This window comes from Coriobacterium glomerans PW2 (genome assembly GCF_000195315.1).
GTDB classification, from domain to species: Bacteria; Actinomycetota; Coriobacteriia; order Coriobacteriales; family Coriobacteriaceae; genus Coriobacterium; species Coriobacterium glomerans.
Window position 1 is genome coordinate 542,782 of the sequence record NC_015389.1, and the last position, 23,177, is coordinate 565,958.

Sequence of the window (23,177 nt, forward strand, 5' to 3'; positions counted from 1 at the left end):
AACCGCAATGGTGCCACCGGACGGAAAGGGCGTCCGGTCTCGAGGAATCGATGTGCGCAAGCAATGCCGTGATGATTATGGTGGGTTTGTGCGAACGTCCAACTATGAATAGAATATATGTGCATGGCTATATAAATGATACTATTACTGTTCCATTGTATATTCGCTATCTCGAATACGGTGCGCTCGCGAGGCCGTCGACAGAAGGTTGGGGAGAAGGATGCACAGATCTGCACGCTACATAGCCCATAGGATCGTGGCGCCGCTTGCATGCGCCCTGCTCTTTCTGCTCATCTTGATAGTCCCCAACGTCTGGGCGGACAGCTCCTCGGCCGCGAAGGCCGATCAGATCTCGCGAGGCGAGGAGGCCACCGTGGACCCCCATCACGACGGGGACAAGAAGAGCGGCGACGCCGACAAGACCGACAAGTCCCACGAGGGCAAGAAGACCGACGAGGACAAGAAGGCCGACAAGGGCAACAAGGGCGACAAGGGCGAGAAAGCCGACAAGGATAAGAAGGCCGACAAGTCAGACAAGAGCAAGAAGACCGACGAGGGCAAGAAGGCCGACAAGGATAAGAGGTCTGACAAGTCCGACAAGAGCAAGAAGGCCGACGGGGACGCCTCGGCTGCTCCCGTGCCCGCCCCCCGCGATCCGGCGCAGCGGGACACCAGCGGATCGAGTGGCGTCGCAGCCGGAAGAATCTTCACGAGCTACATCACCGTCGGCGAGAACGACCACGTCCCGTGTACGTTCCAAGTGTCGGAAGATGGCCAGGCTCTGCTTGGCGGAGGTACTGATCCGGCGATCGACGCCGGGCTCACGGGGAAGGTCTTCATCCCGGCGACCGTCATAGATTCGGCGTGGGGAGACGCAAGCTACAGCATCAAACAAATCAACAAACGCGCATTCGATGGATGCTCGATCACGAGCACCGGGCTGCTGAGCTATAAGAATCCCGGTGGTGCCACGATAACATCGATCGGGGAAGATGCGTATCGGGGCTGCGCGAACCTTACAGACACGGACCTGAAGGATAGCATGGTCGAGGAGATCGGGGCTTATGCCTTCAGCGAATCGGGAATAACGACCACGGGTCTGGCGCGCGACACGAGAATCACAAAGCTTCCCGACTACATATTCAATAACTGCAGAAACCTTGAGAAGACCGATCTGGAGCTCAGCGCCGTGCAGTTGTTGGGAAATTACGCATTCGCAGGCTGCACCTCTTTGAAGAATACCGGTCTCGCGAACAATGAAGTGTTGATAAACAAGGACCCTGAAGAAGATGACAAAACTAAAATAGCTACGGGCTGCTTCGCCGCGTGCGCCGCATTGCAGGACACGGGCTTGGCGCACAACGACATGCTGAAAGTAATTCCCGACCACGCTTTCGCGAATTGTTACCGCCTCAGCTCCACCGGTCTCGCGAGCAACACGACGATCACAGATATCGGACCCAGTGCGTTTTACACCTGCTGTGACAAAGACGCAAAAACCGGGCTCAAGAAGACCGGACTCGAGAATAACAGCACCGTCATCAATATCGGAGATACTGCGTTCGCGTACGATAAATTGCTTGAAAGCACCGGTCTGGAGAATCCCGATTGCGCTGTCACGACGGTCGGAGAGTATGCCTTTCAGTTCTGCTCCGGTTTGAGCTCGACCGGATTGGAGAACAACAGCAAGGTCGAGACCCTCGGAAGATGGGCCTTTGGTAATTCAGGCGTGAAGTCGACGGGCTTGGGCAACCACACGACAGGCGTAACGGAGCTCGAGAGCAACGTGTTCTATGGCTGCGGAAAATTGACCGCCACCGGCTTGGAAACCAACAGTGCTATAACGACGATCAAAACGAGCGCGTTTGCAAAGTGTATATGTTTGACCTCGACCGGGCTCGAAACGAACAATACTGTCAAGACGATCGGTGACAGCGCGTTTTCAGATTGCTTCGATACCACTAATAAACGCGGCTTGACCTCGACGGGGCTCGCGACGAACAAGACTGTCGAGAAGATCGGCAAGCAGGCTTTTTACAACGACCCATACTTGGGGTCAGAGGGCAACGCTGATGAGAACAAAGGCGATCTGGTGCTCAACGGCTGCGAAGGGAAGCTCAGCATCGGGGATCAGGCATTCTCGGCGGCGTCCGCTGCAAATGAATCGGCCTATAAAGCGGTCTACATCCTGTGCGAAAAAGAAAAATTGAAGATCGGCAAAAAAGCATTCGACTACTTCAACACCACATTATCGCGAAAATACATCCCCAGTCTCTACGTGCAGGGCTCATGGGAGGGCACCGAAAGCTACATCTTTGGCCGGAAGGATCCAAACAAATCTGATAACGACGAATCAATTTATGAGGTCACACCGCATACAAAAAAAGCCGAGAAGCTCATCATCATGAATCCGCTCTGCGGGATGGCCGCAGAGCGAACCGCGAACACGTCCAAAGCCCTGCTCTCATACTCCTACAACAGAAGCGGCAACGTCAAGCTGAGCGACACCGGTGGCGATGATCTCGGCTCGTTTGTTGCCGAACCGGGCCCCAAACCGGACCTCGCCAATCATGACATCGACCCTGAGGACACCGGGGTCACAGTCGATCCCCATTCCTTCTTCTGCGCGACCGTTATCGAGGCGACCTTCACCGACCCCGATGGCTGGCCCATCACCTATCCGAAGAAGACTTCGGACGGCAAGGGAGTGTCCCCTCATCCATACAACGCCGTCGGCAACGAAGACGATAATTACACGACGCTCACGCGCAAGTGTAACCTCGACCCTGTGACCTTCAATGTCACCTTCGACGGGAACGGCGGTAGGTCCCGCGACGGAAAAGACACTGTCACGAAGACGCGCGTGTCTTACGGAGGCACCACGTTCCACGATCTCGTCGGTGACTTCAAGCGAGAAAACTACGAGTTTCTAGCTTGGGCCAAGAGCGCTGACGAGCACTGGTATGCCGACGACAAGGTGGAAGTGTGCAACATCCAAGACGGATCGGTGACGCTCAAGGCCCGATGGAAATCCGAGGCGGCCGTCGGTCTGAGAGTGCTGAGCAAGAAGAAGGATAGCACGGACCCACTGGGCGGCGTGAGCTATGTCATCACCGATTCGGAGGACAGCGACGAGTCGCACTATGTAACCGACCTCTACACTAACGAAGATGAGACCAAAAAGGTCGATTGGCCGCTCACATCGGGTGGAGACGGTCTCATCACCACCTACTGGCTAAAACCGCTTGATATCAAGGCGGGCGAATCCGAGGACGACGCCAGAACCTACTATCTGCACGTGGTCGGCGTGCCCGCGGGCTACGATGCGCCTTCCGAGCCCACTGTAATCGTCGTGAGCAGTGCCGGGGTCACCGTCAACGGTGCGACCCCAAGTATCGAAGGCGACGCCGTGAAAGTGACCATCTCATACGGGAAGGCGCCCGACCTGCCGGGCACGGGATGGTTCACCGGCGTCGGGGCCGCGGCCCTGACGGAGGCGGGCGCCTCGATAGCCGTGTTGTCGATCTTCGCGGCGACGATGTGGCTCATGAGGCGCAACGGCACCTGCTGAGAGCTGGGTCGGCCTCCCGCGCACCCGACGGACCCGCGCATGGCCCCGGAACCCCCCCCCCTTCCGCCTGACGCCCCCGCCCGCCCGCAGGCGGGGGGGGGGGCGGAACGGGCGTCCGTTTACGGGGATTCGAGCGGAAATATGTTGCCATATGACGACATCGGCGATATTCTAGATATGGATGGTTTGTGAGAGAGACATATTTTAGAGGTTTATCTATATAATGACATTTATGAAATACCATTAAGAGGATCTTAAGTATTGATATGTGTTCCGACCAGCGGTATTTCATCGCTCAGATTTTGATATTTTGCTTGCTCTGGTTCGGTTTTCAGGTGTTCAATGGGGGTTGGGAGAAATGACCGGCTATGCTTAGCAGCGAAAACGCATCAATTCGTGTTTCGATCTCTTCGGTTGAGCGGCTAGGCGAGCGTTTCTCGGGCCCCGGTGAACTTCTGAGATGCATCAGCGATCATCTCGCATGCGCGACATCGGTCGCATCGGGGGTTCGGTGCCATGCCGTCTCAAAATAAGGGTTATCCTTGAACAGCAAACACCGTTTCGTTGCTCCCGGTCGGGCGAGGGCGCACGAACGTCGTGAGGAAATAAACGTGTGCAGGCTAGAGCATGAGCGGCAATTCGGCCGCCTGAGGACACACAAGAAGGAGAGCATTATGAGACATAATTCAAAAACATGGTTGGGGGTCTTCCTTGCGCTGTTCTTCGCAGTGGCGATGGTGGTTCTCCAAACACCCGGCACGGCGTCGGCCCTCGAGGACGGTCCCGACGATGCGGCGGATACCCCCGACTGGGATCCGACGGTCGATAACGGCATAGCTACCTTCACCAATCTCAACCCGGGCGACAAGGTGACCATGTACCAGATCGGTCGCACCAAGCTGGATACGAGCAATCGGCTTTATACGAGGTGGGTCGATCCGGATGATAAGGATCAAGAGACTCCTGAAGGATCCACAATATATGGCTGTGAGGTGCAAACCTGGATCGACGCGGCGAGTAATGAAGATACCTCCGTACTCGAGGAATTATCGAACGTGATCTCCGGGAAAGCAAATGATTTCCTCGGTAAGCTGCCTAATTTTTCCAGTACTGGTGTTGTCGCTGATGGGGTATTGACTGTTGAAAACCTTCCGGCCGGTTTGTACTATACCGTTATCGACAACAGTGATAACGCGACCTACGTCTATCAGAACCTGATCACGGCCGTGATTCCTCAGCCGGACAATAAAGGTCATTGGCATCAACCCAAAGGCGGAAGCGGGCCGAAGCGCACGCAGATGGACAAGGCTATCAACCAGTTTGTCTCCGATAAGGCTGCCGGACCTTTTGACCAAAACGTAGTCGATACGGTCGGCCGCGACCAGACTGCATATTTCCAGACGACCGCGATGATCCCTAGGTATGTGGGCACCGACAAAGACCTCAACTCCAGAACGCTGTCCTTCACGATCCAGTACCCGAACGACACGAAAGAAACGCCCGGGAAAATTGAAATTCAAGATAATTCGTTCGCAATCAAGAGTAATGGAGAGGATGTCAAGGATCTCCTCAAAATCCAAGACAATAAGGAGGCTAACCCCGGCGTCATCACGATCTCTCCGGATGAGGGTAAGATGGCAGAGTTCTTGAAGAAAGCTCAAGGTAAGCCGATCGCGATCACCTATCAGGGAATGGTTGGCGAAAAAGTCGCTCCCGGAACCAAGATGGTGGTTCCTATTTCACAGACGTTCTCAAAGAACAGTTACGGTATTGATCCCGAAAAAGACATCATGACGATCGACAGCACGGGAACGGGAAAAGATAAGAAACCAATCCAAGCTGAGATCAACGAGTACGGACTCAAGGTCAAAAAGGTAAGCGTTAAGGACCCGAGCGCGCTTCTGGAAGGAGCGGTATTCGATCTCTACCGCGCGAAGTCAGATGGTACAAAGGAGGATAATCCTGTGACGACGGTTACGACCACCACTGAGCATGGATACTCCGCGACCATCCCCGCTCTGGGTCTGGGTACATATTATCTTGTAGAGACAAAGACACCCGCCGGCTTTATAGCTCCGACGGATGACACCAAGGTTACGCTGACGACTGAAGGTATGGATAATTCGGTCCTGACTCAAACCATAGCCAACACACCTAACAACACGCCCGATCAGAAGATTCTTCCTACAACCGGTGGGCCCGGCACGATCGCTCTGACCGTCATCGGTGTTGGTCTGATGGTTGCGGCGCTTGTCTGGATCGTTCGTTCGCGCAGGCACGAGTAACCCGAAGTCCGTTGCTCTATAATGTGAGTTCTGTATAGTTGCATTCTCATGCGGAGGACCCTCGGGTCCTCCGCTCTTGCTCACGGGATGACCGACAGGGGAAGAAGATGGCGAAGCGGCGAAAAGGTAGGTTGTTTGCATCGATCATCGCCGCGCTGGTGTTTTTCGTCGGCGTCGGGTGCATCCTCTACCCCTATGTCAGCGATTGGTATCAGAAGTATCTACAATCGAAGGTCATCCGCAACCAGCAGGAGATCATTCAAGAGAAGGACAGATCGAGCCTCGAGGATGAGCTGCAGCAGTGCATCGACTACAACGCGCGGCTGCTGGACAATCGCACAGTCCTCACCGACCCGTTCGATCCCAACAACCAGCCCGTTACCGCGCGCGAGTACTCCGAGAGACTCAATCTCGCCGGCGACGGCGTCATGGGCGACATCGTCATCCCCAAGATCAAGGTCAAGCTGCCGATATATCACAGCACGACAGAAGATGTTCTGCAAAGGGGAGCCGGACACCTCGAGGGGACATCGCTTCCGGTGGGGGGCAAGAGCACCCACGCTGTGATCGCCGGACACAACGGTCTGCCCTCGGTGAAGATCTTCGATGATATCGGCAAGCTGAAGGTCGGCGACTACTTCGTCATACAGGTTCTCGGGGAGGATCACGCCTATTCCGTCACATCCACCGAGGTCGTTCTGCCGGAGGAGACGAACAGTCTGGTCATAGAACATGGGCAGGATTTGGTCACGCTCGTGACCTGCACGCCCTACGGGGTCAACACGCACCGGCTTCTTGTTCACGCCAAGCGCACCGAGCTGCCGGATACCTGGTTGAATCGGGACAGCAAGAACACCGACTTCATTCCCACGAGTCCGAAGGACATCCCGCTTTGGGTCTACACGATCGGCGGCTTGGGAATCGCGGGCCTCATTTTCTCGATCTATCTCATCCTCAAGCGCCGCAAGAGGCGCAAGCGCATGCAGGCGCAGGCTATCGATGCCGCTGAGACCGCCGCGCAGATCGCAAATCTCACCGGCATCAAATCGCCGCCGAAGCCGGCGAACGCGCGGTCTGCGCCGCAGCGTCTGAGCCGGCGAGAGCTTTCAGCGCTTCAGGAGCACGCGAGACGGCGGGAGCGCGCGAGCCGTCGGCATCGGGCGTCTCGATTGGATTCGTCGCGCGCACCCGGCGCCGATTTCACAGGGCGCCTCGACGCCGAGGCACCCGGCGCTGTCCCCGTTCTGTCGAAAAGCTCTGTGCGACCGTCGCACAGAGCCCCCGCCGGTTCTCCAGCGCCGGCTGCGGACGTGACCGCATCCATGGCACCCAAGCGCAAGCGCAAGGCGGCTCCTCTTCAGAGCTCCAGCGATCTCAAGGGCTTCAACAAGCTGATCGAGGAGCTCGCGTTCGAGGATGCGCGGGCAGAGAAGACGGCGAAGAAGAAGCGCAAGCAGGACAAGGTCAAGAAGGGCTCCAAGGCGCAGAAGGCCGCCAAGCGCGAGAAGGAATCGAAATCAAACCGCGATTCGAAGCGTCATCACGATTCCAAGCGTGATCGCGATGCCAAGGCGGACCGCACCTCCAAGAGCGGCAAGTCCGCGAAGACGAAGAAGGGCTCCAAGAGAAAGAAGCGGGCGTAGCCGCCGGCGCCTCTTGCTGCGAAGCCCTTCTTCTTCGCGTGCCGCAAACGCTCGCGCACGCGCTGTGTCTGACTCGCTCAGACCAAGCGGACGATCTTTGTGCCGTGCAGCTCGCGTACGCCGAGTGCCGATGCGACGTCTTCAACGTTCTTGTAGGTTATGCCGCCGCCGGGCATGATCTCGATCCGAGGTCTTGCGTTTTCGATGAGCTGGGCGAGCCGGGGAAGGTTGTCCTCGATCGGGGTTCCCGCGGGCCCACCATGAGTGAGGATGCGATCGACACCGAAATCCGCCAGGATCTCCAGAGCGGCGATCTGTTTGTCCTCGGCTATATAGTCAAAAGCCATATGAAATGTGACCTGTACGGGAATGACATGAGGATCGGCCGACAGAGCAGACAGATTGGTCCAGGGCCTGTTCCGTGCCGCGCGCATGAGCAGCTCGAGCTGCTCGTAATTGATCTCGAGGCCGCCTTCGGGTGCTTGCTGCAAACAACCGATGACCACGCCGTTCGTACCGAGAGCGCGAGCCACTGAGATGTCTTGCAACATGATTTCAAGCTCAGAGCGGGAGTACACGAAGCCACCCCCGCGCGGGCGGATCATCGTCATAAGGGTGACCCTGCGCCTCTCCGCGAAGTCGACAGCTGCTTTTATCGTGCCGTAGCTTGGGGTGGTTCCGCCTACGGACAGATTGTCGCACAGCTCGATGCGCCGTGCCCCTGCCATCACCGCCTCTGGTACATCGAGCATGTTCTCCGTGCAATACTCCTTGAGCAGGTCCATGATCATCCTCCGTTTCGAGAGATCGCGCTTGAAAGCGCAGCGCGTGCATTGATTCTAACCCAAGTGAGCTGGGCTGCGCGTTATGCCAGCGGCCCGGCCGTGGTGGCGCTTTGTGCGCGGCCGGGCTGCGGCCGGGCGGATTGAGTGCGGCCGGGCTGCAACACTGCAGTTGCCGGCGGCCGGGCTGCGGCCGGGCGGATTGTGTGCGGCCGGGCTGCGAAAGCGCGGCTGGCGGCCGTGGCGGCGCGCGCGACTGCGGTGGCGTTGCCAGCGGCCGACTCACAGCCGCGCGCTTTTTGACTGCAATCAGGGGGTTATTCAGCAGTATTCTAGTCAAAAACCGCGCTTCTGTCGCGCTTCGCGCCCGCACCCGCCCGCCCCCTCCGCGTCCGCGCGTGCGGCCGCGCCTCGGCCGCGCCCGCTCGCCTTCGCCCGCCCGCCCGCACCCGCACCCGCGCATGATGCGGTCGCAGCTGGGTATCATGTCCAGTGATCGAGACATCAGGTTCTTGCAACCGCGACATGAAATGAGGCGCATTTTGACAGAGCACGAGAGAAAGACGGCAGACGGGCTTTCGGCCCCGCTCGATGAGAAAACGGCGCGCACGCTCGCGCACTGCATGATTGCGATTCTGGCGGCCGCGCTGCTTCACGACGCCGATCACATTCGCCAAGCCATCAACTGGGGCTATATCATCCCACTTTCCGTTTGGGGTGTGAATCTCACGGTGTACGTGCTGCCTGCGATCGCGATCTTCCTGATCAAGATGAGGAGGATCTCGGCTGGTGTCGTCACGACGATAGCCGGTCTGTATATCACGGTTTCGTTTCTGATGCTTCACCTGCTGGGCTCGTTCACCGGCGCGTGGGGGGTCTGGAACAACTCCTACCCGGCCCTGATGAAGGGCGTCATGTACGACGGCGTCTGGTTCCAGGGTGTCGATTGGATCAGCTGGGTCTTTCTCATCGAGGTGCCCATCTTGTGCCTGCCCGCGAGCTTTATCGCGATCCGCGCCTTCATGCGGGCGCGCCGGCGGAATCTGTAGACGGACATGCGAGAGTTCGCACTTCGCGTCGCGGGCATGGACTGTCCGGCGTGCGCTCGACAGCTTGAGCGGGTGCTGATGCGCTCGAACGATGTCCTCGGCGCCACCGGTAGCTACGCCGGGGGCACCGCTTCGGTCACCTGCGAGGACACGGTCGATCTCGCGCGCATCGAGTCATCCGTCCGGCGTTGCGGCTTCTCTTTGCCGCGCGAGCGCGTCACGATCGAGTGCGGGGCCTCGCCAGCCGGCCGGACCACCGCACTCGAGCGGCTGACAGCCGATTTGCGCGAGGTGTTCGGCGTAGCGTCCGTCCAGCGCGATCACGATCGAATCGACGTGGAGCTCTGGCCGGTCGGCGTGCGCGCCGCCGAGTTGCTCGCCTGCGCGCGCGCAGGCGGCATCGAGGCGCGAATCACCGCGTGGGACGCCCGCGAGCAGGAGGCGGCTCAAGACGCGCAGATCTCAGAGCTCAAACGACTCGTCGTCGCCGCCGTGCTCACCGCACCGCTCATGTGGAACCCCGCTCCTTGGATTCAGCTCGCTTTGGCCACCGCTGTCGAGTTCGGTCCGGGGCGCGTGTTCTGGCGCGGCGCATGGCGCTCGCTTCTCGCGGGGCATCTCGGCATGGATGTCCTGGTGGTGATTTCCACGCTGAGCGTCTACGCGCACAGCGCTTGGATCTCGCTGACCGCCGTCTCCGACATACAGCTGTATTTCATGTCGCAATGCCTGCTGGTGACCCTTATTTTGTTCGGACGCTATCTGGAGGGCATCGCGCGCGGCGAGACCATGCGCTCGCTGCGCGCGCTTATCACGCTGCAGCCCCGCAGGGCGTTCGTCGAGCGCGCGGGCGGGCCCCGTGAGGTCGATGTCGATGAGCTCGTTGCGGGCGACGAGCTCATCGTGCGCAGCGGAGAGCGCATCGCCGCCGACGGAATCGTGCTGGCCGGCGAGCTCGTGGTCGATGAGTCCATGCTCACCGGTGAGAGCGCACCACAAGTTCGGCGGGCATCAGATGAGGTGAGCGCCGGTACGCTCAATCGCGCCGGGACGGGGCGCGTTTCGGTGTCCGCTCTCGGTGCTCGATCTCGCCTCGGGCAGATCATCGAAGCGGTTCAGCGCGCGCAGGCCTCGCGAGCACCGATTCAGGAGCTCGCCGATCGCATCGCGGGGTGGTTCGTCCCGCTCGTCATCGGCGCGGGAGCGGCGACGTTTGCGGTGTGGTATCTGCTGGCGGCACCCGGCCAGCTGGCCTTGGCTATTCTGGCTGCGTGCGGCGTGCTCATCGTCGCGTGCCCGTGCGCACTCGGTCTGGCGACGCCCACGTGCGTCATGGTGGGCACCGGGAGGGCGGCCGAGCTGGGAATCCTGTTTCGCGATGCCACGCAGCTCCAGCGCGCCTGCGAGATCACGCGCATCGTCTTCGACAAGACCGGGACGCTCACCTATGGCGCCCCGGAGGTGAGCGCGGTCATACCGCGGGCGGGATTCACTCAGGAGGAGCTGATCGCACTCGCCGCGGCCGCCGAGCGCGACTCGAGCCATCCGTTCGCCGATGCCATCATCAAGCGCGCGGTCGGCTCCGAGCGGGGTGCCGCCGCGCTGCCTATGCCGGCGAGTGAGTTCGCGGAGCGCGTGGGTCTGGGCGTCGAGGCCACTGTGGCCGGCCATCGTGTCGCCGTGGGCGGTCGTGCGCTCATGGCCGAGCTGGGCGTCGAGTCGGCGCGCTCCCGGAGCAGCGAGCCGGCGGCTGGCATCCGCTCGCGTGTTCGCGTCATCGTGGACGGGGTGCTCGCCGGCGAGATACTCATCGCCGACGCCGTTCGCGGCGAGGCGGTGAGCTGCGTGCGCGAGCTTACGGCGATGGGCGTGCGCTGCGTGCTCGCCACCGGTGACGAGCGCCGCATCGCAGAGGCCGTCGGGGCATCGATCGGTGTGGCGGAGGTTCGCGCCAATGTGACTCCCGCGGGCAAGGAGGCGCTTGTTCGCGAGCTCAAAGAGGATGGCGGTCGCGTCGCGGTCGTTGGCGACGGTGTGAACGACGCTCCGGCTCTGGCGGCCGCCGACGTGTCCTTCGCGATGGGCGGCGGCGTCGATGTTGCAAGGGACGCCGCAGGTATCGTTCTAGTAGGCGGCAGATTGGCCTCGGTGCCGCGTGCGATTCGCCTTTCCGGCCAGGTCATGCGGACCGTCCGCGGCAATCTCGCCTGGGCCCTGGCGTACAACGCCGGGTTCGTCCCGCTGGCGGCGGCCGGCGTCGTGAATCCCTCGCTGGCTGCCGCTGCGATGTCGGTCTCCTCCATCATCGTGCTCATGCGTTCGCTGCGCCTGCGCCGCGCGCGAGCATGAGATGGATGCGCGGGCCGCAAAGCTCGATGCCGGATCCGAACCGCGTGATGAGGGTCCGGTGAGCGCCATGCTGCCGGCGACGGCGCTTCAGACCGTCACGCTCCGCGTTCGCGGCATGTACTGCCGACGTTGCGAGGACGTGATCGGCGGAGAGCTCGCGGCGGTGCGCGGAGTGGCCGCCGCCGAGGCGCGATGGATCCGGGGCGCGGTCACGATCCGCTTCGATCCCGCCTTCGTGGAGGAAGCGGAGCTCGTCCGCCTGCTTGCCGACATCGGCTATCCTCCGGGCAAGGGACTGCATGGCGTCTTCGCCAACGTGCTGAGCGTCGCTGCGATCGCCGCTGTCGTGCAGGCGTTGGGATTGATCCGACTGCCCGGCATCCCTCACGCGGACCAGGGCTCGTCTCTGGTGTACCTGCTTGCGGTCGGGCTCGCGACGAGCGCGCACTGCGTCGTCATGTGCGGCGGTCTGATGCTCTCGCAGACTTCGCGAGCGGGAAGGGGTAGCTGGAGGCGCGGGCTGGGTCTGGCTGCGACATACAACGCAGGTCGGGTCGCGGCGTGCACGGCGCTCGGCGCCCTCTTCGGCGCATTCGGTGCGGCGCTGTCCTTTTCCGCAATCGAGCGGGGAGGGCTCCATGCTCTGACGGGCGCCGCCGTCGCATGCACGGGTCTTGTCATGTGGGGCGTGTTGCCGGGTATCGGCACGTCCCGGAACCGGAGCCCGGCGGCGGATCGCTCGGATCGCTCGGGTCATGCGTTGCGCTCTCGTCGCGGCATCAAGCTCGGTCGGACTTCGGCGGTGTCACGGCTGCTCGCTCTCGTGCGCGAGCGCTTCGGTTCGGGCCCGTTCGGTCCGGTCGCGGTCGGCGCGCTCAACGCAATCCTGCCGTGCGGGGCATCCTCGACGATGTGGCTCGTCGCGGCATCCAGCGGCCAGCCGCTGAGTGGTGCGCTCGCGATGCTCGCATGGGGTCTGGGCACCGTACCGCTCATGTTGGTGCTGGGCGCTCTCGCTCAGGCGTTTCCCAAGCGCGGCGTCGGCTTCGCTACCAGGGTGAATGTCATCCTCGTGGTCGCCCTCGGCATCCGGATGCTGCTGTCTGGTCTGCGTATGGTCCTCTGAGGCGATCGCGCATCGCCGGATACGTCCTCGCTCCGCGTCCGCCCCGCCCGCTTCTTAGCTGACTCCGCAACTGCGGCGACATCTGCGACCGCGGTGGCGTCGCACACGCCCGTGGAGGCGTTGGCGGCCGTGGCGGCACGCGCCCGTGGAGGCGTTGGCGGCCGTGGCGGCACGCGCCCGTGGAGGCGTTGGCGGCCGTCCGACCCACAACCGCGCGCTTTTTGACCACAATCAGGGGGTTACAAAATAGTATTCTAGTCAAAAACCGCGCTTTTGTTGCCGCACGCCTCAGGTGCGCCCCCGTCCCCACCGCCACCGCCCGCCGCCGCGCCACCGCCCGCAGCCGCCCGCCCCGCGCCACCGCCACCGCCCCGCCACCGCCTGCTGCCGAGCCTCCGTCCGCGTCCGCCCGCGGCCACCGCCCTCGCCACCGCCACCGCCCGCCGCCGCGCCACCGCCCGCAGCCGCCCGCCACCGCGCCACCGCCACCGCCACCGCCTGCCACCGCCCGCCGCCGCCCGCTACTCAGCCGTTCCCGCTCGCGCCCGCCCGCAGCCGCCCGTGGCCGGCTGCGTCGCCCCGTGCCAGCGCCGCAGCCGCATGTCATTAAGGTGAATAGGTACCCGGGCGGCCATCCTATATCGTTATCAGGTCGTATCATGAAGGGACTGCCTGCCGGGTTGAGATCTCGCGCGACTCGTCGTCGCGCGTCTTGACTGGATCGCAAGACTCGAGCGAAAGGGGTGTCCCGGTGTCAGATTCCAATGGTATCGCTCTGACGCGGCTGGAACAGCCCGTCGAGATATTCGCGAACTTCTGCAGCGTCGCGCTGCCCGATGCTCTGGATGCATTTCTCTTCCGCGTCGACGCCAGAGACGCGCCATCGGGGATAGAGCGCTTCGCGTTCGCAACGTTTAGAGATATCGATCTGCGCCGTCTCAGATCGCTCATGCTGAAATCGCGTATTCGGCTGTGCAAGCAGGAGGATAACCGGTTTTATCTCGCCTTTGATGAGTTCCAGGTTTCCAAAAGAGACAAGCAGTTCCTGCTGAGCGTCGAGTCGGCGATCAACAGGGTTCAGTTCTGCCTCAGCTATCTGGGCTTCAGCAGCGAACCGGCGACGTCCTCGCCTTCGGCTGAGGACTGCTCGCTTATCGAGCAGCGGATTCTGACCACGCTCACCTCCGGCGCGCAGGATCTGATTCAGACGATCGACCAGCCCAATCCATGGATGGACTGCTCCTCGAGCAGGCCCGCGGTCGGCGGCGAATGGGACCTCAGGAGCCGCTTCGCAAAGGCGTGCTCGAAGCTCGATGTCGTCGTTCGCCTGGAGTTCACCTACGATTGCCTCGCGTCTGCGAAGGTCATGCGAATCAGATTTCGCGCTCCCGATGCGTCGGAGATGCCGCGGCGCATCCTGGACGCCAAGGACGCCCAGTGGATCGAGCTGTCCTGGGAGAAGCGCTGCGTCATGGCGAAGGAGTACGGATACCGCATAGCGCTTCTGCTGGCCGCGGCCGGTTTCGCTTCGGGCATCCTCATCGAACGATGCAGCCTTGAGATGTACGATGCCTCCATGCCCGACGGCACCATTCGTCTGCAATTCGAGCGAGCCGAGTTTCTCGGCAGATATCTTGATCTCGCGAGCAGCCTGAGCGGTCAGCCCCTCGACGGCACTGCCGCTCGCGGTCTCGCCGATGCGATGGTGAAGCGCATCGCCGCGCTCAGGGGCGCGCGCGGCCGCAAGCTCGCGCCGGGGCGCGATGATCGCGCGCTTCCCGAGGCGCTGCGCGAGCTGCTGCTCGCCGATGCGGTGAGCGATCTCGAGGTCATGGAGAGCCCCGACAGCCGCTCCCGGAATCGCGTGAACGAGCTCAAGGCCATGCTGGCGACGGACCGCGCCGCGGCGCTGGACGGCTTGAAAGCGCTCATCGAGAGCCTGGAGGCGACGTGCGTCGCGAACGAGCTGCTGAGCGATGTTCCGATGCGCAGTCAGTTCTGCGAGAACTACATCGGACGGATCCTGCTGCCCTTGGATGAGGACGATCGCGCCACGCGCATCCAGCGCGTACCCGATGCGCTGTACTTCGCCCGCTATGAGCTCGTGAACGCCTCTATGAGGGACGGGGACCTCGAGGCGGCGCTCATCGAGGCGCGCAGGCTGCTGGATATCGCGTCGACCTCGATGCAGGCCCACTTCGCCCTCATCAACGTCTTGGGAGCGCTGGGTCGCCATCAGGATCTGATCGAGGTTGCCGAGCACGGTCTGGGCCTGGCATGCGATCGTGATTCTGCTGCCTACCTGTTCTACAGGATCGCCTACTCGCTGTGGCAGGTGGGGAGCCGCGATGAGGCGCTCGCAAGCTACAGCATGGTGCTCGGCGACGATCATTTGCGCGACCAGGTCAACGTGGAGTCCGCCTGTCTCATGCGCCAGATGGGCGTCGAGACGCCACCGTCCCCGGAGGACGCCGCGCTCACGCTGGCTGCGGCCGGTCTTCCGCTTCCGCCCACCGACCAGGTGAGGCGGCAGCTCTGCGACGCTCTTGTTCTGTTCACCGAGGGAGGATTTCATTTTCTGGCCTGCCGCTGCGCGACATACCTCTCAGATCTTCTCGGAGACAAGGAGCTGAGCGCCATGAGCGGCTCGTTCACGTAACCCGGGGAGGCGCTATGACGCGCCGGGGCAGCGAATCGCAACAGAGAACCAAGCCGACGCGAACGCGCGTCGACCAGACGGACACGTTAGGAGACATGATCGATATGGCTATGGACACAAAGGTCTACGAGGCTTTAAACGCGCAGATCAACGCTGAGTTCTACTCGGCGTATCTGTACGTCACCTTCGCCGATTACTACGAGGAGCGCGGGCTCAAGGGCTTCGCGAGCTGGTATGTGATCCAGTCGCGCGAGGAGCTTGACCACGGCATGGCGCTCAGGCGCTACCTGCTCGACAACGAGCAGACGCCCGTGCTCGAGGCGATCGAGAAGCCGACTGAGACATTCGACGACGATCTGGCACCGGTGGTGGCCGGGCTCGTGCACGAGGAGTACGTAACCGGACTCATAAACCACTGCTACGAGGTGGCGAGCTCCGTTCACGATGTTCGCGCGATGCAGATGCTCGACTGGTTCGTGCGCGAGCAGGCCGAGGAGGAGATGAACGCGCGCGATATGATCAGCAACATGAAGCTATTCGGATCCGACCCCAAAGGCCTGTTCGATCTCGACCGAGAGAATCAGATGCGGGTGTACACGCCGCTGACGGCCCTGCCGCTCTAGAGTCGCCCTCGAGCGGCCCCGCCATGTGCGCGGCACCCGGGGCCGCATGCGGGTCCGGCCCGTCGGTGGGGCGCTTCGCACCCTCCCCGTCGGGCCGCATGCATGCGGGAAACATCTATACGGCCCTTGTTTGCTGGCTCTCGCAGCGAAGCGCCGGGGGCTCCGTGGTCCTGCGCATCGAGGACCTCGACGAGCGGACGCGAAGCGGTCCGTGGGTCGATCTGCTGTTGGACGATTTGCGCTGGCTCGGTCTGACGTGGGATATCGGGCCGCTGTGCCAGCGCGACCGTCTCGATCGATATGCCGCCGCGCTCGAGAGACTCGATCGGATGGGGCTCGTCTATCCGTGCTTCTGCACGCGCGCGGAGCTTCATAGCGTCTCGGCGCCGCATGGACCTTCTGACATGCCGATCTATCCGGGCACCTGCCGTTTCATGTCGAAGGCCGACATCGCGCGCGCCTCCGCCATCAGATCGCCTGCCAGACGCCTGAAGGTGCCCGATGCGGGAGATCCCGCCGGCAGGATCGATATCCGCGATCGGGTCTACGGGTCCCGAACCGAGGTGCTCGCTCGCGATTGCGGAGATTTCGTGGTCCAGCGAAGCGATGGCGTCATCGCCTACCAATTGGCCGTGTGCGTCGACGACGCCGAGATGGGCGTCACCGAGGTGGTGCGCGGGCGCGATCTGCTGGGCTCGGTCGCCCCTCAGCGCTACCTTCAGAATCTACTGGGCTTCAAGCGGGTCTCCTATGCCCATGTCCCGCTTTTGGTGGCACCCGGCGGCAGACGGCTGTCGAAGCGCGATCGCGATCTGAATATGGGCGAGCTGCGCGCGCGCTTCGCGTCACCTGAGCGGCTTCTGGGTTGGCTCGCTCACCTCACGGGTCTGGCGCCTGATGCGACGCCCGTGAGCGCCGAGCGCCTCGCTGAGACGTTCAGCTGGAGCCTCGTGCGCGCGCATCGCCGCGACATAGAGGTGTCCGCAGCCGATCTCGGATGAGCGATCACGGAGTTCTCGCGCGACGGGCCGCATCCGCTCGATCGCCAGCTGGGAGAGATTTCGTTGCAAGAGAGCATATGATTGTGAAGAGTTCTGCGTTTTCGCTTGTGCAAGCGGGCGGAAGTGCGCTATCATCTACAGGCTCCCGCGGAGAGCTGACCGAGCGGCCGAAGGTGCTCGCCTGCTAAGCGAGTAATCCCCACAAGGGATTCTGGGGTTCGAATCCCCAGCTCTCCGCCATTCATCCGTTATACAAATCTTCATAGCGCCCCTCTAGGGAGCGCATCGCGGCGGCCCGCTCGGTTGCCATCCTCATAGCGTCCCCAGAGGAGCGCATCGCGGCTGCAGCCCGGCTGTCCCATCGATGTCTTCATGAAGAGGGCACCGGATGCAATCGCCTCCGGTGCCCGAATCCACGGCAGATGATCTGCTCGGGCCGGCGCTCTCGTGCGGTGCCGCCCCACAGCGCGAAGAACCTGTCAGCTGCTCCGATGGAGAAATGACAAGCGCTTCCTGATCGCGTTCACGACCGGTGCGGGCTCGAGGCTCTCGAGCAGCTCACCGGAGTCCACGTTGTGGATGTAGCAATAGAATCTCTCGATGTTTCTCAGATTGTCGGGGACATCGATCTTCTTGCGGACGACGCGGAACAGCACGAGCAGCGAGGTGGCGACGAGCAGAAAGACCAATCCGCCGTACAAGGGCATGGGTTTGTTGCCATCGGTTTGGCTCAGGCAGAACGTCAGGGCAGCCAAGAAGTAGAAGAACATGGATACGATATAGAAGCACAGCGCGGAGTCATCGGGTCTGTGATGGTAGACGTCGCGGGCGCACTCGAAGCGCGTCGCGAACTCCCGCCGGTACATCTCATTTTCCGAATAGGAGTCATACATCTGCTTCAAGCTGCGGTAGTCCTCGTCGCTCAGACCGTCCTCGCTCATGCGATTGAGCACTTTCTCGCTCATGTGCATGAATATGCTCATCTCGGGGGTCAGCTGGACCTTGGTATCGAGAACCTGCTCAGCCGGGCGGGCCTCCTTGTCCTTCCGCTTCTTCTTGCACTTCTTCTTCGAGGACTTCTTTTCCTGCTTTTCCGGCTCAGGGATCTCTTCGAATTCAAACAGGAGGTCCTTGTCGATCTTCTTCGTTTTCTTAACCATGTGTGATACCATCCCCGTGCGTCGTCGTGCTCAGCTTCGATGAGGCGGAGCTCGGAAGAAGGAGCGGAAGCGAGTGAAGTCGCGCGCTCGCAGCCATCTCAGCGATCGACTCCATGATCCCGCTCACCCCCTCTGTCGTTGCGAACAGCTCATGCCATCGATTCGCCACAGGGTAGCCCAGGCGAATCTGATACGTAAATATGCAGTATAGGCCGTATCACCTTATCTGTCGACTGCGATCTCATATACGGTCGGTTTTGCTCAGCGGACAGGGCTCGATCGGCACCCGCCGCACTTCGGCCACGCCCGAGGCGCTCAGCACCCTCACATCGGCATCCGATGCGGTCTCATCGGTGATGAGAAGATCGATGCGATCGAGAGCGGCGTAGGTGAAGCCCGCTTCCGCCCCGATCTTGCTCGCGTCCGCGAGAAGCACCACATGGTCCGCCCGCTCGACCATGAGCGAGTTCACGGTCGCCTCCTGCTGGGCGCACGAGGTGACACCGGTCGCCGTCGAGATGCCCGCGCATCCCACAAAGCAGGTCGTAGCCGAGACGCTCCTAATATTTGCCAGGGCGAACTCGCCTGACAGCACGCCGCGAGGGGGCCGTATCTCACCGCCGGTGACCAGAACGGTCGCGCTCGGCGGCACGCTGAGCTCGTGGGTCGCCGAGCTGTTGGTGACTATGGTCACGTCGCGCGCGGCGATGTGCGCGATGACCATGAGCGCGGTCTCGCTCGTGTTGATGAACAGCAGCTCGTGATCGCTCACGAGCGCTGCCGCGGCCCGCGCGATGGCCGACATCGCGCGATGTCGCGCGGATGCCGCGCGATCGGCGGCATCGTCTGCCAGGACCGCCTCCCCGTAGCGGCGATAGATGAGGCCGGTCTTCTCGAGGGAGTCGAGATCCCGTCGGATCGTGAGCGGTGAGACGCCCATCTGCTCGGCGAGCAGACCGACGCCGATCCTGCCGGCTCGCCGCAGCGTCTGGAGGATGTCCTCGCGTCTCTGCGTGACAAATGATCTGGTCTGCTTCATATGCCGTTTCCGTCCTGCGATGCGTATCCTTCGGCCGCGCGCGACCCGAAGACGGCTGCGCGCGGGCTCCAATCGTCTACATGACACTATAGATGAGAAGGGCTCAGGCAATGCGTCTATTCAAAATTGAATGTTTTGAACACTTAAATGCTCCATTCAACCCAAAAAAAAGACCGTTTACGTTAAAACCGTTATATTAAAATGATCTTATCGCTCATATGTGATATCACATTGGACATGAAAGCATCGTCTCGGACATGAGTCCGACATCGGGGCGACAGATACAGGAGGGGCTATGCTACTCAAGGAAATCTATGATCGGGGCCATTACGCGTTCACCGCCGGTCCGCTCAGCTGGAGGGAGGCGATACGCGCGTGCTGCGCTCCGCTCATGGCCGATGGCACCATCGAGCCGATCTACGCTGAGGAGATCATCGCATGCGTGGAGAAGCACGGGCCCTACATCGTGCTCATCCCAGGCGTCGCCATGCCGCACTCGACGGAGAACGCGACCGGATGCAACGCCACGGCCATCGGGTTCATGCGCTGCTCCGAACCCGTTTCCTTCGAGCAGGGCAATCCCGAGCGCGACGCGCAGATATTCTTCACGCTGTGCGACACCGATCAGGAGACCCATTTCGCCAACATGGCCAAGCTCTACAGCATCTTGACCGACGATGCCGTCGTCGCCAAGCTCAAGCTCGCGACCCGCGCCCAGGATCTGCTCGAGATCGACAAGCTGGTGCAGGGGGGCTAGAGGGCCCCGACTCCCGGCGATGCCCGCCGCGGATCCCTCATGTGGTATTCAACATCGAAAGGAGCTCCCATGGACGCGCTCTTGGCAATCTGGTCCTGGTTTGCAGACAACATCCTCACGCAGCCCGCCTATTTCATCGGTTGCATCGTCGTGGTGGGCTACGCCCTGCTCAAAAAGCCGATCTACGACATCATCGCCGGCTTCATCAAAGCCGTCATAGGCTATCAGATCCTGCTCGTCGGCTCCGGGGGGCTGGTGAGCGCGTTTCGCCCGGTGCTCGTGGGGCTGAAGGCGCGCTTCAATCTGTCGGCCATGGTCATCGATCCCTACTTCGGTCAGAACGCCGTTCAAGCCGGCATGGAGGACCCCCACGGGCCCGCGTTCATCGCCGGGCATACGTTTTCGAGCGTGATGTTTCTGCTGCTGTTCGCCTTCGTGCTCAATATCATCCTCGTCGCGCTCAAGCGCTACACGAAGTGTCGCGCCCTGTTCACCACCGGGCACGTCCAAGTGCAGCAGGCGACGACTGCGTTCTGGCTCGTGCTGTTCTGCTTTCCGCAGCTGAACGATGTCACCGTACTCGCTGTGATGACGGTGCTTCTGGGAGTGTACTGGGCGGTGGGCGCCAATCTGTGCATCGGCCCCACGCAGGACCTCACCGACGGCGCCGGGCTCACCATCGCCCATCAGCAGATGTTCGGCGTTTACGTTTCGAGCAGGATCGCCGCGTGGATGGGTACCCGATCAAAAAAGCGCCTGCGCAGGATCGAAGACATTCAGATGCCGGGATTCCTCAAGATCTTCAACGAGAATCTGGTGTCGACCGCCATCCTCATGACGGTGTTCTTCGGTGCGATCCTCGTTGTGCTCGGCAAGCCGTTTCTGGTGGAACAGCATTTCATGACCGAGAATCAGGATTTCCTGATGTACATCCTCACCACATCGTTCAGCTTCGCGGTGTATCTATCGATCTTGCAGCTCGGCGTCCGCACCTTTGTGACCGAGCTGACCAATTCGTTCCACGGCATCTCGTCCAAGCTGCTCAAGGGCTCTGTGCCCGGCGTCGACTGCGCGGTGACCTACGGCTTCGGATCGCCCAATGCCGTGACCGTGGGCTTCCTGTTCGGCGCTCTCGGCCAGTTTCTCGCCATCGCGGGGCTGCTCATCTTGAAGAGCCCGGTCGTGGTCATAGCCGGCTTCGTCCCGCTGTTCTTCGACAACGCGACCATCGGCGTGTACGCCAACAACAAGGGCGGTCTCAAGGCGTGCATCGTCTTGCCCTTCGTCTCGGGTCTGCTGCAGGTCTTCGGATCGGCGCTCATCGCGGGCTGGGTCGGCATGGCGGCATACGGCGGCTATCTGGGAATGTGGGACTGGGCGGTCGTGTGGCCCGTTATGACCGGCGTCATGCGGATCCTGTCGTTCGCGGGTCTCGCGATCGTTGTGATCGCTCTGCTCGCGATCCCGCAGCTGCAGTACCGCGCGAACAGGGACACGTACTTCATGGAGGTGGAGGACTATCCCCGCGCCAAGCGGATGCGCGCCGAGCGCGCTCGCGCAGGCCGCGCCGAGCAGCCCGATCCCGACCAGGCGGTGCCCGTGCCGGCGAAGCGCTAGTCATATCTGTCAGCGGGGCCGCCCTCACGGGGGTCCCGCGCCCATCGGAGGCGATCGCCTCCGATGCAAACAGGACCCAAGGGTCCGGAACGGAGCAATCTCATGAATGCAAAGATCCTCGTCGCGTGCGCCAACGGAGCCGGAACGTCGCTCATGATGAAGATGACCGTCGAGCGCGTGACAAAACGGCTCGGCATGGCCGTCGCCGACATCCACCACTGCGCCCTCTCAGAGGCGGTCAGCTCGGCGCGCCAGTTTGATATCGTGTTCGCACCGCTCAACTTCAAGGATATGTACAGCGAGGCAGAAAGCGCCGGGGTGTGCGTGATCGGCCTGCGCAACGTCTTGTCCGATGCCGAGGTCGAGAAGCATCTGGTCGAGTGCGGCCAGGTGGAGAAGTTCAAGGCATAGCGATGGCTGATGCGCCGAGGCGATCGGCTGGGAGGCGAGAGATGCGATACGAAAAAAAGGTCATTGCGAGAATGGATCTCTGCTATGCCATAGGCATGCTGCGCGGAGGCGGTGCCGACAGCCTGCTGATCGGTCCGGAGAAAAGCGGTGCGATCAAGCGCTACGCGCTCGACGGCGAGCCCATGGAGACGGTCTCGGAGGGCCCTGGCGGCGTCATGACGATCGCCCAGGTGCCGGGTCGCACCGATCAGGTCCTGGCGACAAGCGGATTCTTCTCTCCGAACCACGGCGGCGACGAGGCGCGGATCGTGTGCCATACCCGCGCCGCGGATGGCACATGGTGCAGCTCGCTGGTCTGCGCGCTGCCCTATGTGCACCGCTTCGGCATCGTTCGGGGCGCGGATGCTCGAACGTGGCTCATCGCGTGCACCATCAAGGGCGCCTGTCGGGATCTGAAAGATGACTGGTCGCGCCCGGGCGCGATCTACGTGGGGCTCATCGACGCCGATCTGGCGAGCTACGACGCCGCCCACCCGCTCAAGATGACCGAGCTCGCCTGCTGCCAGGTTCAGAACCACGGTTTCTGGACGCCTGAGGACGCAGCGTTCGCGCTGGTCTCAACCGCCGCCGGCGTCTTCCGTTTCACGCCGCCGGCGACCCCGGATGCCACATGGGAGCAGCGGTGCCTGATCGTCGGGGCGACCAGCGATATATGCGCGGTCGATCTCGACGGCGACGGGGTCCTGGAGATCGTCACCCTCGCGCCGTTTCACGGCGACACGATCAGCGTATGGCACGAGGCGGCCGCCCCGGACATCTACGAGCGGGTGTGGAGCGCACCGCAGCGCCGAGAGTTCCTGCACGCCATCTGGGGCGGCACCCTCCAAGGCGAGCCCGCCGCCCTCGTGGGCGCGCGCCGGGGCGCGCGAGAGCTGCTCCGGCTGTCACATGAGCGGGGCGCCTATCGGCTCGAGGTCGTGGACAGCGGTGCCGGCCCGGCCAACTGCATGGTGTTTCAGCACGCGGGCGCCGACGTGATCGCAGCGGCCAATCGCGAAACGGACGAGATCGCCCTCTACGCGCCTCCCCGCGCCTGACACCCGAA

At 62.0% G+C, this 23,177-nt stretch carries 16 protein-coding genes and 1 tRNA gene; 14 read left to right on the plus strand and 3 right to left on the minus strand.

Annotated features, from left to right (window positions below):
• Positions 1 to 220 precede the first annotated feature (220 nt).
• From CORGL_RS02390 to CORGL_RS09580, 3 genes are all read left to right on the plus strand, one after another.
• Positions 221 to 3,571, plus strand: coding sequence for a leucine-rich repeat domain-containing protein (locus tag CORGL_RS02390; RefSeq protein WP_013708328.1), 3,351 nt, complete (start codon positions 221 to 223; stop codon positions 3,569 to 3,571).
• A gap of 674 nt (positions 3,572 to 4,245) precedes the next feature.
• Positions 4,246 to 5,856: a SpaH/EbpB family LPXTG-anchored major pilin gene (locus CORGL_RS02395; protein WP_013708329.1), complete on the plus strand. Its 1,611-nt coding sequence runs from the start codon at positions 4,246 to 4,248 to the stop codon at positions 5,854 to 5,856.
• 107 nt (positions 5,857 to 5,963) lie between these two features.
• On the plus strand, positions 5,964 to 7,499 hold the full coding sequence (locus CORGL_RS09580) for a class C sortase (protein WP_013708330.1): 1,536 nt from the start codon (positions 5,964 to 5,966) through the stop codon (positions 7,497 to 7,499).
• Between the two features lie 77 nt (positions 7,500 to 7,576).
• On the opposite strand, the gene CORGL_RS02405 is transcribed toward CORGL_RS09580, so the two are convergent.
• A complete protein-coding gene (locus CORGL_RS02405) occupies positions 7,577 to 8,284 on the minus strand; it encodes a copper homeostasis protein CutC (protein ID WP_013708331.1) in 708 nt (235 codons plus the stop codon).
• Positions 8,285 to 8,811: 527 nt separating this feature from the next.
• On the opposite strand from CORGL_RS02405, the gene CORGL_RS09320 reads away from it, so the two are divergent.
• From CORGL_RS09320 to CORGL_RS02450, 7 genes are all read left to right on the plus strand, one after another.
• Positions 8,812 to 9,330, plus strand: a complete 519-nt coding sequence (locus CORGL_RS09320; protein ID WP_172633518.1) for a hypothetical protein — start codon at positions 8,812 to 8,814, stop codon at positions 9,328 to 9,330.
• 6 nt (positions 9,331 to 9,336) lie between these two features.
• Complete coding sequence (locus CORGL_RS02415; RefSeq protein ID WP_049777668.1) at positions 9,337 to 11,679, plus strand: heavy metal translocating P-type ATPase; 2,343 nt, start codon at positions 9,337 to 9,339, stop codon at positions 11,677 to 11,679.
• 1 nt (position 11,680) lies between these two features.
• Complete coding sequence (locus CORGL_RS09325; RefSeq protein ID WP_013708334.1) at positions 11,681 to 12,805, plus strand: urease accessory protein UreH domain-containing protein; 1,125 nt, start codon at positions 11,681 to 11,683, stop codon at positions 12,803 to 12,805.
• A gap of 751 nt (positions 12,806 to 13,556) precedes the next feature.
• Positions 13,557 to 15,464 carry a tetratricopeptide repeat protein gene (locus tag CORGL_RS02435; protein ID WP_013708336.1) on the plus strand — a complete coding sequence of 636 codons (1,908 nt, stop codon included), beginning with the start codon at positions 13,557 to 13,559 and terminating at the stop codon, positions 15,462 to 15,464.
• Between the two features lie 104 nt (positions 15,465 to 15,568).
• A complete protein-coding gene (locus tag CORGL_RS02440) occupies positions 15,569 to 16,087 on the plus strand; it encodes a ferritin (RefSeq protein ID WP_041738993.1) in 519 nt (172 codons plus the stop codon).
• A gap of 23 nt (positions 16,088 to 16,110) precedes the next feature.
• Entirely contained in the window at positions 16,111 to 17,088 is a 978-nt protein-coding gene (gene gluQRS / locus CORGL_RS02445) for a tRNA glutamyl-Q(34) synthetase GluQRS (protein ID WP_013708338.1), read from the plus strand.
• 149 nt (positions 17,089 to 17,237) lie between these two features.
• Positions 17,238 to 17,328, plus strand: a tRNA-Ser gene (locus tag CORGL_RS02450).
• Between the two features lie 239 nt (positions 17,329 to 17,567).
• Here the strand turns inward: CORGL_RS02450 and CORGL_RS02455 are convergent.
• Both CORGL_RS02455 and CORGL_RS02460 read right to left on the minus strand, forming a co-directional pair.
• Complete coding sequence (locus CORGL_RS02455) at positions 17,568 to 18,248, minus strand: hypothetical protein (RefSeq protein WP_013708339.1); 681 nt, start codon at positions 18,246 to 18,248, stop codon at positions 17,568 to 17,570.
• A 241-nt stretch (positions 18,249 to 18,489) separates the two neighbouring features.
• Positions 18,490 to 19,287 (minus strand): DeoR/GlpR family DNA-binding transcription regulator, encoded by a 798-nt coding sequence (locus tag CORGL_RS02460; RefSeq protein ID WP_013708340.1) that lies wholly within the window; start codon positions 19,285 to 19,287, stop codon positions 18,490 to 18,492.
• Between the two features lie 295 nt (positions 19,288 to 19,582).
• Between CORGL_RS02460 and CORGL_RS02465 the strand changes: the two genes are divergently transcribed.
• The 4 genes from CORGL_RS02465 to CORGL_RS02480 all read left to right on the plus strand — a co-directional run bounded on the left by CORGL_RS02465 (position 19,583) and on the right by CORGL_RS02480 (position 23,169).
• Positions 19,583 to 20,044 carry a PTS sugar transporter subunit IIA gene (locus CORGL_RS02465; protein WP_013708341.1) on the plus strand — a complete coding sequence of 154 codons (462 nt, stop codon included), beginning with the start codon at positions 19,583 to 19,585 and terminating at the stop codon, positions 20,042 to 20,044.
• A gap of 69 nt (positions 20,045 to 20,113) precedes the next feature.
• Positions 20,114 to 21,661 (plus strand): PTS ascorbate transporter subunit IIC, encoded by a 1,548-nt coding sequence (locus CORGL_RS02470; protein ID WP_013708342.1) that lies wholly within the window; start codon positions 20,114 to 20,116, stop codon positions 21,659 to 21,661.
• A 102-nt stretch (positions 21,662 to 21,763) separates the two neighbouring features.
• The gene (locus CORGL_RS02475) at positions 21,764 to 22,072 is read left to right on the plus strand and encodes a PTS sugar transporter subunit IIB (protein WP_013708343.1); all 309 of its coding nucleotides are present in this window, start codon (positions 21,764 to 21,766) and stop codon (positions 22,070 to 22,072) included.
• 71 nt (positions 22,073 to 22,143) lie between these two features.
• On the plus strand, positions 22,144 to 23,169 hold the full coding sequence (locus CORGL_RS02480) for a hypothetical protein (protein WP_245526939.1): 1,026 nt from the start codon (positions 22,144 to 22,146) through the stop codon (positions 23,167 to 23,169).
• Positions 23,170 to 23,177 lie beyond the last annotated feature (8 nt).